This is a genomic window from Limnothrix redekei LRLZ20PSL1 (assembly GCF_043235035.1).
Lineage (GTDB): Bacteria > Cyanobacteriota > Cyanobacteriia > CACIAM-69d > CACIAM-69d > CACIAM-69d.
The window spans coordinates 121,442-135,884 of sequence record NZ_JAZAQF010000028.1 but is presented as its reverse complement, the minus strand read 5'-3'; the positions used below and the strand labels follow the sequence as shown (position 1 = coordinate 135,884).

Here is a 14,443-nt window from a genome sequence, read left to right as displayed (position 1 = left end):
AAGTGTTACCCGTCCTCACTCAGCACTAGCCCAAGGCTAGATGTAATTGAGCCTAGGGCGCGGCCGATGGGCGATGGGATTCAATCAGGGCCTCAATAATTTCCTCAGCCTTCGCCTTGCTGCTGACCGCAATCCCCTTATCTCTGGCGAGGATTTTGAGCTTGGTCAACGCAACCGCACTGTAAATTTTCCGCAGTTCGGCTTCTTGGGGATCAAGAACTTGGGCTGGCGACTTGGCCGGCGGCTCGATCGTCAGGGTGATTTTTGATCCTTCGGTCACCACTTCGCAAAGGCGATGGATCGATCGCTCCAAAGAGGCAACTATTTCCTGTGCGGCGCTGCTGGAGCTGGTTTCGCTCGTGGGGCCGGGTGGCTGTGGCTGCGCGATCGGGTTCCCAGTCTGGCTAAGGTTTGCCAACTGTTGGCTGAGATCGGTCATTTGGCTTTCTAGCTTGGCCAATGTTTGCGCTGAGTTGGCATCCCCCAAAGCCTGGCGATCGGCAACGGTCACTCCCGCAAGAGACTGGGTTAGTTTTTGATCAAGGAGTTGCTCCAACCGTTGGGTTAATTGTTCTTCCAGGCGCTGGCTAAAGGTTGGATCGATGCCTGGTTCCACAACTGCCTGAGGGTCGGGGTCGGGGTTGGCAATCGAGGCCGGAGGGGGATCGCCCCCTAACAAAACCGCCAGCTCTTCTTGGGCTAATGCCGCTTCCGCATCACTCAGGTCAAAAACCCAAGCCCAAAGCATCCCAATGTCTAAATCATTGGCCACCACCACCCAATCAGCCCCATGGATCACCTCATATTCCACTTCATCCCCAAGCTGATCGGTGCGGCGAACCAAAATCGGGATCAAATTGCTGTTGTGATTCTGCAAACTCCACCGCAGTTCCTCATAGCGATCGGGTGAAATTTCCGGCTGCGATCGCATTCCCACCAAACAGGTATGAACCTGACCATGGTTAACGGGTTGAATCTTCAAATTTTCGCGAATCAGGCGGCGACGTTCTTGATAATCGCTCATGGGTTAGGTTCAACGTCAACACTAACTTTTTGAATCAATTCTTTGGCCAAATTCTCAAAGGCTGCCAGGGCATTTTCAACGGAATTGCGATCCTGAGATCCCAGATCCTCGTCAAAATCAGCCGCGCAAAGAGGATAGCCTTTCGACTGGGATTTGGACAAAACATTTAACCGAGGAACCCAAGTTTTCTCGCGGAAGAGCGCCGTGCGATCGCCCCCCGGGAGCCGATCAAGCTTGGCGTTTAAATCATCTACCATCGCTTGATTAAAGGTCTTGGACTGGCGATCATACATACTGACGGCAATGCCCACAATCGGCAGAGGTGTTTCTCGGAATTGCCCCACCTCTTCCACTTGGCTGAACACATATTCCAAGGCACGAATGGGATAGGGGGAAAGCTGCGTGGGAACCAGAACTCCCGCCGAAGCCATCAGGGAAATTCGGTTAACTTTCCCAAAGGAGGGCGGTGGGTCAACGAATACAAAATCATAGTCATGGTTTTTGAGTTTTTTGGCCAGGATTCGATCGCTATCCACTAACTGAATGAGCTGATTCTCCATATTGCTGAGCCGAATATGGGAAGGAATCACATCCAAAGTCACATTGCCCCAACGTTTGCTGATGGTGACGGAGGCGGCCGTGGTTTTGGGTTCCGTCAGCAGGTGGGTAATATCCTTGCGTCCCGCTTTTTCAATATCTTCAAGGGGGTCAATTCCGAGACCGGTGGTTAAATTCGCCTGAGCATCAATATCAATCAGCAAAACTCGCTTGCCCATTTGGCTTAAGGCAGCGGCTAAGTTGATGGTGAGTGTCGTTTTACCGACTCCACCCTTGTTGTTAAAAACCGTGATAATCATAGACTCTCGCCGTTGAGGTTCTGGGTCTGAGGTTTGACGATCGTGAATCGCCGAAAGGTTCATCATTTTGGGATCGTGAGAAAGCCGCGCGATCGCCCGAATGAATTGGTGATGAACCTTTCGATGGCTATCGGCAAAGGCGGCCATGACCCGATCGCAATTGCGCTGCCACAGCAACGATCCCAGCAGCCGATAGTTATTGTAAAGATCGGCTCGCTCAAACTCCCACAGAATGTGAATTGCCCTGCCATCGTTATAGAGCAACTTGAACTGATTGCCATTGGTTAATAGGCCCAACAAACTGCCCGATTCACGGAGATATTCCCGCAGTTGCCAGCTATTGTGGGCGATCGATTTGTGGGGCGCTTTTGCCTCAATGACCAAATAGTGGCTAGAGGGAGCCGCTTGCTGGGCCTTGACTAAAAAATCAACTCGTTTACGCCCAAAGAGAACCTGTTGGGCCACATCGGCTTTGTCATAGCCGAGCAGCATCAGCAGCGGGGTCAAAACTCGATCTTCTAGGGCTTTTTCCGTGGTGCAGGTTTCCACCCGATCGAGCAGGGCTGTCCATTGTTGCTGAAACTCCTCGGGCGTTAGCATCATGGGAGGTCAAGGAAAAAGCATTGGGGCAAATCACAGCCTGTGGCAATTGTGACATGTCTTGAACGATTGTTTGCGCCAAGCCCCTTGGGTTAACCCTTCTTAAAATTAACCCTTTCGAAACCTTATCCTATTGACCCTTCCGATTATGAATTGGCAATGGTCACAAATCTTGCTGATGCCTTACCACCGCCTTATCGGCCCATTGCCGGTGAATGGCCCGTGAATGCTCGCGATCAATGTGTTTTGATCGCAAATCAATCAAGAACTTATCGGGAAGTGACCATATCAAGGACAGCCATTGAGAGGCTATGTTTTAGCCGTTATGTTGCAGTTGCAAGCGCACCTGATTGGTGTGGGTCGCACCGGGATCAAGCCACAGCAGTTGTTCGCCTGTGTTTAAGGCGTTGCGCGGCCCGGTCCAAGGTTCCAAGCAATAGAAAGGTTTATCCTTCAAAGTCCAGAACACCAGAGTGCGGTAACTGGCATCAAACTTCAGGCTGAGGGTTTGTTGTTGCTGACAATCTGTGACCGTGGCCGACAGACGATCGACCACAGGAAATCGCAGATCTAATTCATCTTGCTCAAAATCCAAAGTGCCATCAAACGCCCCAGTTGATTGGCGCTTTTGATCGAAATATTCAGTAACAGGAAGATCGATCGCTAGGGCTGATTTATTAGTCACGTTGAAATAGGGATGCAACCCAGAAGAAAAGGGCATGGGTCGATCGCCCAAGTTGTGATGATTTTGAATAATTTCTAACTGATTGCCCTGCAATCGATAGGTGAAGTCCAATCGAAACTGAAAGGGATAAATGGCTAGGGTTGTGGGTGTAGCATCGAGGGTAAGGGTAATGCTCGCTGCGTCGCGCAAGTCGGAGCCAGTGACCATCCAAGGCAAATCTCGCGCAAAACCATGCTGCTTGAGAATGCCTGCTTCCCCGGTGGGTAGCTGATAGCGATTGTCCGGCAAGTTCCCACAAATGGGAAACAGAATAGGGATCCCGCCACGAATGCTGAGGTTGGGATCTTGATAGCGATCACGATCGAGATAGAGCAACTCTTGGCCCTGAATTGCCCAGCGGGTGATGATGCCGCCGCGATCGGGAACCACTTCCAAAACGGACTGGGCAGCCCCATCGGTCAAGCGAAAGACCGGCCACCGTTCAGCTAATTCTTCAACTTGAAACATGAGGTTCTGAATCCTGAATGAATGGCAGATTCTAGAGCGGAGCTGCCCTAGTTCATAGGGTCAAGGTTGCGGGGTCAGTCGTCATCACAAGGGGCTTAAGCTCCTTGCTGCCTAACAGTTTGGCGGCGGCAACAGCCATTGGGCTTGACCGATCAAAATCAGCTTGCCTTGCTACTAGAACGGGGCTTGGCCGGTGAAATTCCCCGGCGGCGAATAGCGGCAAACCAAGGTATCGTTACCACCGCCCGAGGCCAAACCGCAGCCCACTTGCGTTGTGTTGCGCCAAACGATTTGGGTGTAGTGTCCCACATCGGCCCAATTGCCGGTGGTGCTGACATTGGGGAAAATTCCCTGCTTGAAGAACTGCTTTTCGGCTCCCCACAAATCCACCAGCGCTTTGGTGGAATAGGCTCCACTGGTTCCTCGGGCTAAATTTTCGCCCTGGCCGGTGTTTTGGGCATGGTTAAAGGCTCCGGTGGATGCCAATTGGTTCGCCCAGGCCTGGGCATCCTTGGCCAGGGAGTCTGACCAAGTGAGAGGGGCAACGCCCACCGCCGATCGGTAGCTGTTGTGGGTGGTGAGGATGTCGTTAATGAAGGTGCTGGTTCCGCCACCGCTGGTTCCGCCACCGTTGTTGGTGTTGCCCCCGGCCGCGCGGGCCACAGCATCGGGGGCAGCCCCCAAAAAGAAGGCAATTTCTTGACCGGCCGCATTGGTCACTAGCGTGCCGGTAATGGAGCCGTCGCCGTCGGGATCAATGTCCACGCCCACGGTGCTCTGGATCGTTTGGCGAATGGTGGCGGCGGTGGCATTGGCCGGCAGGGTTAAACCCGGAGGCAAGCTGCCGCTGCTGCCTTGCAGGAGGGTGACCAAGAGGCTGAGGGAATAGCTGGTGGCTTGGAAGCGCATATCGCTGGCATTCAGATTGTTGAGTTGCAGGCGATCGATCGTGGGATCAAAATCCAACACCACATCCACATCGCTGAGGCCGGTGGCATCACCCCGCAGGCTGAAGGTATCGGTTCCTGCGCTACCGATCAGCACATCGCTGCCCAAATCGCCGCTCAGGAAATCATCACCTGCCCCGCCCAGGAGCAGATCGGAATCGCGCCCTCCCACTAGCGTATCGTTGCCGTCGCCACCCACAACCCAATCGTTACCCAAGTTCCCAGCCACGAGGTCATCCCCCAGTCCGCCATCGAGGTCGTCTTGGTCGCGACCGCCCAACAGGCTGTCGTTTCCACCGTTGCCCCGCAGCCGATCGTTGCCCAAGTTGCCATAGATAAAATCACCCCCTTCGGAACCTTGAACGCTGTCTGCGCCTTCCAGGGCCCGCAATCCTTGGGGGGCAGTGGCAAGCAGGTTGGCCGGAACGGTGTAGTTATCGTTACCGGTACTCAGATCAAAAAATCCTTCGGGAGAAAGACCAGCCATAGCTAGGAACACCAGGGGAATGGAGGATTGGGATTGGGTCGATCGAGTCGGTGTGGGTGCTTGAGCCAAATCAACTCAGCCATTAACCCAGTGATCGACCCAGCGATCGACCTAACCCCAAGGCCAACATACCCAAGAAATTCCCAGGAATCAGGTTAGGAACGCACATCGATCGACCCGTCGGGCCAAAAAACCACTCGAAACTGAGCCAAGGGAGCCAGTTGCACCTTGCCGTTGTCGCCTTTGATGGCGCTGGCGGCCGGGTTCAGCAATGGGCCCAGGGGGAAGGGTTTTTGGGCCGCATTGCGATTGGCGGGATCCGCGTCTACGGCGATGCCAACAGCGTTGGTGCGCACGTCATACATCAGGGGCATACTGGGCGCAGATTTGCCCTGCCAGGCGGTTCGCAAGCTCTTTTCGAGCTGGGCGCGGGCAGTTTCACGGGCGATCGCGTCGCTGAGGCTGGGATTCTGAATTCGGTTGACAGCGGCATTACTGGCATTCACCGATTCCATGGGAATCACTTGCACCCCCTGGGCAGCGCTGAAGGAGACCTGGAAGGTGGCTAGGGGTTCCCCGGTATTAGCCCGATCGAGGGGCTTAAACAGCAATTTGGGCAACGGCGTGCGGGCGATCGCCTCTTGGGCCATGGCGTTTTCTGGCAAATAGCCCACGATCGAGCCATCCTCGCCCACGCTCACCCGGTAGTTCAGGGTCAGGGCCAAATTCTGGCGATCGGTCCAAGCCTGATCCAACTGGCCGAGGAGATATCGCTCCAAGGCCGCCAACTGTTTGGGATCCGTCACCGGCTTGGCGGGAGTCAACAGCGTATCGGCTCCTTCTCCGGCCAAGGGCGAGGGCACTGAAACCGATGAGGGGGGAATGGCTGCACTCGTGCTGGTTGGGGATGCCGCCGGGAGCGATCGGGTTTGGGGCTGGGGTTTGGCGGGGTTGGGTGCGGTGGCCGGCGAGGGCAAGGCCGACTGATTTTGAGGCGTGGGTGTGGGCGTGGGCCGCAACACATCCTTGGGCTGTTGCACCTTGGGCACGGGCAGCATAAACAACAATCCCGCCGCCACGGCCAGCCCGGACGCGCCCAAGGCCACGGGAGCCGCCCGTTGCACCAGCGGTTCCGCCTGCACCAGGTCATGACGAGACACCGGTGAAAACACCTGCTGGATGTCGGGCAAGGTTTTGGGATCGCCATAGAACTGGTCGATCGTTTCCACCAAATCAAACAGTTGCAGCGGGGTCAGCAATAGCTCGATCGGCTGCGGCGGGCCATCGCCGGGCCCCTCCGGATTCGGCGGTGGCATCACTGACAGCCGATGTTTGCCCCCATCAGCCGGCACAACCGCCACATTAGGCTGACTGGGATCGATCGCTGTGGGTAACTGGGGCGATTGAATGCCGCTGAAGCAACCCTGGGCGTATTGACTCACCACCTGGGCAAACCGCTCAAAAAAGCTGCGATCGCACAAAAATCCCTGGCCATGGGCAGGAAACTGACAATTCACCGTCAACAGCACCGATAAAGTCGGCCTTGCTTCCCCCACCTCCGCCAATGAATCCATGCCCTCCAGGGTCAGGACACAATTGGGCAAGCTGTACTGTCGTTGAATTGTCACGCCACTTCTCCGTCAAACAAACTGATCCAAAAGCGTTCCAGCCCCGCCGTTGACGAGCAGTACAGTAACTGTTCCAGCAAGCGGAGGGCCAGGGTATTCAGGGCCTCGTCGGTGTTGTAAACCGTCACGGCCGATCGGCGCGGATTCATCCGGGCCCGGAAGTGGGCCCGAAACCGCTCCAGATAATCCGCCAGCCGAAAATGGTGCTCGAAGGATAGATCCTGCTCCTCCAGCCGCTCGCAAGCCAGAAGTAATTGCCGAATCAGCACCGTCAGCCGCTTGGCCAAATAAACCACAATCGTGGTCAGAGCCTTAGCCTCATTCAAGCTGAGGGGCCGCCGTTGCACCGCCCGCCGCAAAGGATTCGTGGCTCGCAGTCGCCACAGGTTAACCTTTGTGCCAATCACGCTCGTGATTCCCAGCTCTTGGGCACAGTAAAGAATGGCCTCAGACCCGCTGAGATCGAGGGCTTCGATCGCCAGGAGCATCAAGTCCAGTTGTTGGCGGGCCCGCCGGGGACATTCGCCATCTTTCACGGGCGGGTTGGGCAACCGCTCTAAAATCGGCGGGATCTCCGGTGAATCTGCGGAAACAGGCGATCGATCGGCAAACATTGCACTCGAAGAAGTCATCAGCACAGAATCACATCAGCAATTCAATGAAACCATTGATTAGAAAATCATTTCGATCCATCGGTCAATCCGTCCAATTGTCCGTGCGGGGGATGGGGGCAATCCCGCCCAGGCAAAGACCCTAGGGCCCTGGGGCGATCGGGGAGGATCGGAAAGCCTATGCCACTTGGGTGATCGTACCCTTAACGATCCTGCAATCATCCCGTAATCACCACCCACCGGACGATCGGCTGCAAAATTCAGCCCTGCAATTCAGCGATACTGATTTCGCACTAAACTTCGCACGGAACTTCGCACGGAATTCCGCACTGATTCCGCCGAATGATCCCCACCAGTTTAAGCAGTTTTAGGCAATTTCCTGGAGAAAACTCAGATGACCACGCCCCAATCCCAGCCGACGGATTTGCATCGTCTGGTTCGTGCTATTCCTGATTTTCCGCAGCCCGGAATTGTTTTCCGTGATATTACAACCCTCCTGCGCGATCGGGATGGTCTGCAACAGGCCGTGGATGACCTACACGATCGCTGCCATGACCTGCGCCCGGACTTTGTGGCCGGCATCGAAGCGCGCGGATTTCTGTTCGGCCCAGCCTTGGCGTTGGCCTTGGGGGTGGGCTTTGTGCCCCTGCGCAAACCGGGCAAACTCCCCGCCGCCACCCATGGTGTGGAATATGACTTGGAATATGGGCGCGATCGCCTGGAAATTCACCAAGATGCGATCAGCCCCGGTTCACGGGTGTTGGTGGTGGATGACGTAATTGCCACCGGGGGCACTGCTGCCGCCGCTGGGCAACTGATCCAGCAAATTGAAGCAACCCTGGTGGGCTATGGCTTTTTGATTGAACTACAAGACCTGAAGGGGCGCGATCGCCTGCCCGACGTGCCGGTTCGATCGGTGCTGGTTTATTAATCAGTGCATGGATCAGCGCTATCGATCGGTGCATTGATCAGCCGGTTGCTCAATTGGGTTCCTCAGCCCCGTGACTAGCCCCTGAATCCGTAATGGTTAGTTGAGCGGGAGATTGGTAACTAAAGATCGGTTCCTTGAGCAAAGATGTTGATTTGCTGTGACCAATTGGGATGAACTCCGATTGGTGACTCTTAATCATTCCTGGTGACTTGATTGAGATGCGTATTAGCAGCTTTATTTTCCCAATTTGCCTTGGAGCAATTCATTTAGCGCTGCTTTTTCCGCAAACTCATTTTGCTCGATCAATTCGAGCATCTGATGTGTGATCGAGATCAACGATTCAAGAGATCAATCTCAGAGGCTCATCCAAAGGCATAATCAAGATCAATCATCGAAGCTTTCAGCAGAACTTCATCAACTCCTTAAGAACCATTTGCGCAACTTTATCCAGTCTTTACCTAATCGTCCTTATCCTTCCCATAGGATTACATCAGTAGCAGGTTAAGTCAGCCCAGTGCGCTCAAAGCCCTGATGACTGACCAGCGCCAAGCCAAGCGCGTCCTAGCTGGGTGCTCCTTGAAAACAAGCCCAAAATTTTTAGCCCAAGTTAGCTCAAGACTGTTGGAGTCGAAAACATGGTTGGACTTTTCCCCAAACTGGTTGTAAGCGCCTCAATGGCTGCTAGCGTGGGGTTGTTTGCCGGAGCACCAGCCCTCGCCGCCAGCCTCCAGGGTGCTAGCACCACCGGCAATATCCTGGTGTATTGCTCGAACGGCACCAACACCTTTCTGTGCGATAACAGCAACCTCGGTACTGCCCTACAAGGGGATTCGACCGCGCCGGGTGGCAACGTTGAGCTATTCGCAGACAGCGAAACTGCGCCCGGTCTAGCCAAGTTCCTGAGCGGTACCTACAGCACCCTCACTGGCACTCTGAACGGTCAAGCCATTGAGTTCCGCAGCCTGGTCAAATCCGACTGGACAGCCCAATTCACCCAAGCTTGGCTGACGGATGTGGCTGCCCAAAACGGCATTAGCAGCATTTTGACCGGTGGCTTGCTGTCAGAAGCGGTTGGTTATTTCACCTCGAACACGACGGAAGCCAACGCCGCTTTGGCCAGGCTGAGTGACCCAAACATCGCCTTTGTTAACCAAAATCTGGTAAGCGGGATGATTTCGGTGGGTCTAGCGGGTCATATGGATGTGACCAATATTGTGTCGGGGCTGATTGCTACCAGCAAAACTCTGACGAACATCCAAAAAGTTCAGTACGGCAACGCCATCAAGGCCCTGGAAACCCAAGGGGTGAAGCTGCAAGCCAGCGAGCTGGTCAAGGTGCTTTACGATGGCCAAGAAGCTGTCCGTTACGGTGGTCAGGGGATCGCTTCTGGACAGGTGGAAGCGGGTGATGGTAAGTCCCACAATGGGACTTATCTGGTGCAGTTCCAAGGCAAGTTGCCGGAACCGCCGGCCGCCACACCGGAGCCGTCTTTGATGGTTGGTTTGGCTGCGGTGGGTAGCTGGGTGGCGCTGAAGCGTCGCCAGAACCGCGCCTAATTCGCCTCAGAAAGTCGCTCTTGAAAATTGAGCTGAAAAATGGGGGGTGATGCCATGAATTGGGTATCGCCCCCCATTCGCTGTGAGACTTGTTTTGAGTCTGGTTTTGATTCTCGGGGATCAGCGATCGGGTCTGGGATCGCTGATTTTGACTGTGGTTGGCAATCTGAATTGAGTATTGACATCCTCCCCAGCCTAAAGAGGATTGAACAGTCAGTACTGACCAATATTGACCAGTACTGACTGATATTGAATTTGCCCAGTTGACGATCGCTAAACTTCGCTCCAACCCGTGGGGGAAGGGAGGGGAACCTGTTCACCGGGGCGCGATCGAGACACTTGCTGCATACTGGCCGAAAGCCACAGAAACAGCTCTTGGAAACTGAGACCTTTGAGCTTCAGGGGCGATCGCACCGTGAGGGATCCCAGTCGCTCCATGTCTGCACCTTCGACACCCACGGCAAAAAAGGCGAGTGCTTTGCGGGCTTCTTCGTCACGAATTCGGGTGGCAGCGGATCCGAGTACTTCCGCATCATCACTGGGCGCACCGTCAGTAATTAAGAAAATCCAAGGACGGTAGTAAGCCACGCCATTGCTGCGATACTGGGCTTTACGATCGCGCAGCAAATCCAAGGCCGCATGGATTGCAGCCCCCATGTAGGTCATGCCGCCGGCTCGGAGCCGAGGCGCTTCAAAACTATCGGCCGTCACAAAGTCTTGAAGCACTTCCACCCGATCGGCAAAGGTTGCGATCGCCACTTCCACCCGTTTAGCTGCTAGGGAGTCGCCGTTGAGATCAGCCTGGAAAGCTTGCAAGCCAGCTTCCAGAGCGGTTAAAGGCGCGCCCTGCATGGAGGTTGAGACATCCAGCAGCAGCACGCAAGGGCAGCGCGGCTCTGGGTTTTCTGCGAAGGCGATCGCCTCTTCAAAGTCAAAATTTCCAGACACCATTAAAACTTCTAGACACGACGGAAGCGACGAAAATGACTCGGCTAGACTAGGACTCAACCTGAGGATGATCAACCGCTGACTCCCTGCGGACTGCCAGAGCTGACCACAGCTCTAGTTTTCCAAGCAAGACGAGGTTAGAGTGCATCCCAAGGCCTGATCCGCATCATTTGTTTGAGGAGTGGGGTCATAACCCAAGCCAATAACTTCAGTTATCAACTGCTCCCCATGCGCCATTGGGTTTCCCCGACCCGGCTTTTGGGTGTTATTTTTCCCTAGACCCGGTTTGGGGTGATGGGTTCCACTGGCCACAATCAACTAACTCAATTAGACAACATCAATCCAGTTAGAAAACAGTCAGCCAGCGCCAGTGACTCCTCCGACCCGATCGCTCTGTTCGATCGCCCTGTTCGATCGCCCTGGTTAATCCAGGCCTCGATCGGGAACCCCGATCACCACACCCGATCACCACACCCGATCACCACGATTGAGATTTCCTAAGATTGAGATTTCCGAAGGTTGATACCCCAAAGGTTTGATTCACTGCACTGGTTGATTGAGTTGATAGGCAGTTTGGATATCCGGTGGGGATCGCTACGATCGGGATCAAGCACATTTTCCCTTGAACCTTGGACAGTGCCAGGGCCCGTTCCGGCTCCCTGCCCATGCCCGATCGTCCCCTTGGCCCCCACAACCATTCGGCCTCTCACCTGATTTCTTTACCCACCGCCGCCCCTATGACCTCTACCGGACAACCGCTCTCGAATTACACGGAATCATTTGACATTCAGGGAAACTACTGCCCGATTACCGTTCACGTGGAGGACGATCGCACCGGGATGGCCCCTGACACGTTGCGGCGCGCCTTTGCCGACAACCTGTACTACATCCAAGGCAAAAACGAACTCACCGCCACGCCCTTTGACTACTACATGGCGCTGGCCTACACGGTGCGCGATCGACTGTTACACCGCTGGATCGCCAGCAACACCGCCTACATGCAACAGGACGTGAAGACGGTCTGTTACCTGTCAGCAGAATTTTTGCTGGGGCGACAGTTGGGCAAAACCATGCTCAATCTGGGGATGTACGAAAAAGCCAAGCAGGTGGTTACGGAAGCGGGCTTAGACTTTAATCACTTGTTGGAATTGGAGCCAGAACCGGGGCTGGGCAACGGCGGTTTGGGTCGGCTGGCGGCTTGCTTTTTGGATTCACTAGCCACCTTAGAGATCCCGGCGATCGGCTACGGTATCCGCTACGAATTTGGCATCTTTGATCAGCGGATCGAAGATGGGGCCCAGGTGGAGCGGCCCGATAAATGGCTGCGGTTCGGGAATCCCTGGGAAATTCGTCACCCGGAATTAACCGTGGAAGTGGGCTTTGGAGGACACACGGAACAGTATGTGGACGAGCATGGCCATGGTCGTTGTCGCTGGGTTCCGGCCCGACGCATTTTGGGCACGCCCCACGATGTGCCGATCGCGGGGTACAACAACAACACCGTCAGCACCCTGCGCCTGTGGAAAGCCAGCGCCAGTGAAGAGTTTAATTTCCAAGTGTTCGATCGGGGTGACTACACCGGAGCCGTGGCCGACCAAATCTTGTCGGAAAACATCTCCAAGGTGCTTTACCCCAACGACAACACGGCCCAAGGGAAGCAACTGCGCTTTGAGCAGCAATACTTCTTCGTGAGCTGCTCCCTGCAAGACGCAATCAACCGCTACCGGCGCGATCAGCGGCGGGGTCTGGAATACCTGCACGAAAGCATTGCCATTCAGCTCAACGACACCCACCCCGCGATCGCCGTGGCCGAACTGATGCGGTTACTGATCGATCGCTACGATCTGGGTTGGAACCGCGCTTGGCACGTCACCCGCCAATGTTTGGCCTACACCAATCACACCCTGTTGATGGAAGCCCTGGAGCGTTGGCCCGTCAACCTGTTTGAGCGGCTCTTGCCCCGCCACTTGGAAATCATCTACGAAATCAACCAGCGATTCTTAGACGAAGTGCGGCTGCAATATCCCCACGACGAAGCCCGCGCCGGTCGGATGTCTTTGATTCAAGAAAATCCAGAGCGGATGGTGCGGATGGCCCATCTGGCCTGCGTTGGCAGCCATGCGATCAACGGGGTTGCAGCCCTACACACGGACTTGCTGCAAAAGCATGTCCTCAACGACTTCTACACCTTCTGGCCCGAAAAGTTCCAGAACAAGACCAATGGCGTAACGCCCCGCCGTTGGCTGCTGTTGGCCAATCCTCGGCTGTCCAAGCTGTTTACGGAAAAAATTGGGGACGATCGCTGGGTCAAGGATCTGGAGTTGTTGCAATCTCTGGAGCCGTTGGCGGATGATCTCGAATTCCAACACCGCTGGGCCGAAATCAAACAGGCCAACAAGCGGGAACTGGCGGACTATCTGTTGCTGTACAACGATTTGGAAGTGGATCCCCGAGCCATTTTCGACACCCAGGTGAAGCGAATTCACGAATACAAGCGGCAACTGCTAGATATCTTGTACGTGATCTCGCTCTACCAACAGATCAAGCAAAATCCCAGCATGGATTTGCATCCTCGGGTGTTTATCTTTGCGGGCAAGGCGGCTCCTGGCTATTACCTGGCCAAGCTGATCATCCGATTGATCAACGGTGTAGCAGAGGTGGTGAACAACGACACCTCGATCGCCCGGCGGTTGCAGGTGGCCTTTGTGGCCAACTATTCCGTATCCTTGGGCCAGCGCATCTATCCGGCGGCGGATTTGTCGGAGCAAATTTCCACGGCGGGCAAGGAAGCATCTGGCACGGGAAATATGAAGTTTGCGCTCAACGGGGCCCTGACGATCGGGACATTGGATGGGGCAAACATCGAAATTCGCGAAGCCGTGGGGCCCGAAAACTTCTTCCTGTTTGGACTCACGGAAGCGGAAGTGGTGGCCCTCAAGGCCGAAGGCTACGATCCCATGGGCTACTACTACGGTGATCCGGAAATTCAAGGGGTCTTGAATGCGATCGCCGAGGGACAATTCAGCCGGGGCGATCGGGAGCTGTTCCGCCCCCTGCTTGATGCCCTGCTCTATCGGGATGAGTACATGGTCTTGGCGGACTACCGTGCCTATGCTGAAGCCCAAAGCAAGGTGGATCAGGCCTATCGCGATCGGGACTGGTGGACAAAGGCCTCAATTCTCAATTCCGTGCGGATGGGTCGCTTCTCCAGCGATCGCACCATTCGGGAATATTGCCGCGATATTTGGCATGTGTCGCCCGTGCCCGTGTCCCTGGAAACCTATTCCCAATCCAATGCCGGGCTGAAGGTCAGCAACAACACCTAGCTTAGCCCACTGATCTCCTCAAGATCTTCCCTACCCAAACACCGCCCGATCGCAAGATTTGGCGGTGTTTTGTCGTTTTATGCCTATGGGAATAGAATCCAAATTTGAAACCAAAGATTTAAACAAAGTTCAAATAGAACAAGAAATATTCATAGAGAAAATCAGTATGATCTCCTAATGATCTCCTATTAATTGTTCATTAAAATAATCGACATTCATAGTTTTCATCAAATACAGTCAGTTCAAGCCCTTTCAGCACATCGATCCAATTCTATCCATATCTGACTTGTAGCGTTAATTACATCGTCCGAACATTATCAAGACCTGCCTTGTAGC

11 protein-coding genes are annotated in these 14,443 nt (G+C 54.7%); 4 read left to right on the top strand and 7 right to left on the bottom strand.

Going from position 1 to position 14,443, the window contains the following annotated elements; genetic code table 11:
- Positions 1-52: 52 nt before the first annotated feature.
- The 6 genes from VPK24_RS05125 to VPK24_RS05100 form a co-directional block, all read right to left on the bottom strand.
- Entirely contained in the window at positions 53-1,024 is a 972-nt protein-coding gene (locus VPK24_RS05125; protein ID WP_393011019.1) for a hypothetical protein, read from the bottom strand.
- A complete protein-coding gene (locus VPK24_RS05120; protein ID WP_393011018.1) occupies positions 1,021-2,484 on the bottom strand; it encodes an AAA family ATPase in 1,464 nt (487 codons plus the stop codon). The genes VPK24_RS05125 and VPK24_RS05120 overlap by 4 nt, the downstream gene beginning before the upstream one ends.
- Before the next feature lie 313 nt (positions 2,485-2,797).
- A complete protein-coding gene (locus VPK24_RS05115) occupies positions 2,798-3,673 on the bottom strand; it encodes an aldose epimerase family protein (protein ID WP_393011017.1) in 876 nt (291 codons plus the stop codon).
- A 174-nt stretch (positions 3,674-3,847) separates the two neighbouring features.
- Complete coding sequence (locus VPK24_RS05110; protein ID WP_393011016.1) at positions 3,848-5,176, bottom strand: CAP domain-containing protein; 1,329 nt, start codon at positions 5,174-5,176, stop codon at positions 3,848-3,850.
- Between the two features lie 86 nt (positions 5,177-5,262).
- Positions 5,263-6,735 carry a DUF4335 domain-containing protein gene (locus VPK24_RS05105; protein ID WP_393011015.1) on the bottom strand — a complete coding sequence of 491 codons (1,473 nt, stop codon included), beginning with the start codon at positions 6,733-6,735 and terminating at the stop codon, positions 5,263-5,265.
- Positions 6,732-7,367 carry a DUF3038 domain-containing protein gene (locus VPK24_RS05100; RefSeq protein ID WP_393011014.1) on the bottom strand — a complete coding sequence of 212 codons (636 nt, stop codon included), beginning with the start codon at positions 7,365-7,367 and terminating at the stop codon, positions 6,732-6,734. The genes VPK24_RS05105 and VPK24_RS05100 overlap by 4 nt, the downstream gene beginning before the upstream one ends.
- Before the next feature lie 373 nt (positions 7,368-7,740).
- Here VPK24_RS05100 and VPK24_RS05095 point away from each other — a divergent pair, with 373 nt between their 5' ends.
- On the top strand, positions 7,741-8,277 hold the full coding sequence (locus tag VPK24_RS05095; RefSeq protein ID WP_393011013.1) for an adenine phosphoribosyltransferase: 537 nt from the start codon (positions 7,741-7,743) through the stop codon (positions 8,275-8,277).
- Positions 8,278-8,912: 635 nt separating this feature from the next.
- Positions 8,913-9,833, top strand: coding sequence for an NF038130 family PEP-CTERM protein (locus VPK24_RS05090; RefSeq protein WP_393011012.1), 921 nt, complete (start codon positions 8,913-8,915; stop codon positions 9,831-9,833).
- 273 nt (positions 9,834-10,106) lie between these two features.
- Here VPK24_RS05090 and VPK24_RS05085 read toward each other — a convergent pair whose 3' ends face one another.
- Positions 10,107-10,784, bottom strand: coding sequence for a vWA domain-containing protein (locus tag VPK24_RS05085; protein WP_393011011.1), 678 nt, complete (start codon positions 10,782-10,784; stop codon positions 10,107-10,109).
- A gap of 291 nt (positions 10,785-11,075) precedes the next feature.
- On the opposite strand from VPK24_RS05085, the gene VPK24_RS05080 reads away from it, so the two are divergent.
- Together VPK24_RS05080 and VPK24_RS05075 are read left to right on the top strand one after the other, a co-directional pair.
- Positions 11,076-11,282 (top strand): hypothetical protein, encoded by a 207-nt coding sequence (locus VPK24_RS05080; RefSeq protein WP_393011010.1) that lies wholly within the window; start codon positions 11,076-11,078, stop codon positions 11,280-11,282.
- 236 nt (positions 11,283-11,518) lie between these two features.
- Positions 11,519-14,107 (top strand): glycogen/starch/alpha-glucan phosphorylase, encoded by a 2,589-nt coding sequence (locus VPK24_RS05075; protein ID WP_393011203.1) that lies wholly within the window; start codon positions 11,519-11,521, stop codon positions 14,105-14,107.
- The last annotated feature ends 336 nt before the right edge of the window (positions 14,108-14,443 follow it).

Excerpts from the sequence above, each read along its gene's own strand:
- VPK24_RS05125 (WP_393011019.1), bottom strand. The coding sequence starts at position 1,024 with ATGAGCGATTATCAAGAACGTCGCCGCCTGATTCGCGAAAATTTGAAG.
- VPK24_RS05120 (WP_393011018.1), bottom strand. The coding sequence starts at position 2,484 with ATGATGCTAACGCCCGAGGAGTTTCAGCAACAATGGACAGCCCTGCTC.
- VPK24_RS05115 (WP_393011017.1), bottom strand. The coding sequence starts at position 3,673 with ATGTTTCAAGTTGAAGAATTAGCTGAACGGTGGCCGGTCTTTCGCTTG.
- VPK24_RS05100 (WP_393011014.1), bottom strand. The coding sequence starts at position 7,367 with ATGACTTCTTCGAGTGCAATGTTTGCCGATCGATCGCCTGTTTCCGCA.
- VPK24_RS05095 (WP_393011013.1), top strand. The coding sequence starts at position 7,741 with ATGACCACGCCCCAATCCCAGCCGACGGATTTGCATCGTCTGGTTCGT.
- VPK24_RS05090 (WP_393011012.1), top strand. The coding sequence starts at position 8,913 with ATGGTTGGACTTTTCCCCAAACTGGTTGTAAGCGCCTCAATGGCTGCT.
- VPK24_RS05085 (WP_393011011.1), bottom strand. The coding sequence starts at position 10,784 with ATGGTGTCTGGAAATTTTGACTTTGAAGAGGCGATCGCCTTCGCAGAA.
- VPK24_RS05080 (WP_393011010.1), top strand. The coding sequence starts at position 11,076 with ATGGGTTCCACTGGCCACAATCAACTAACTCAATTAGACAACATCAAT.
- VPK24_RS05075 (WP_393011203.1), top strand. The coding sequence starts at position 11,519 with ATGACCTCTACCGGACAACCGCTCTCGAATTACACGGAATCATTTGAC.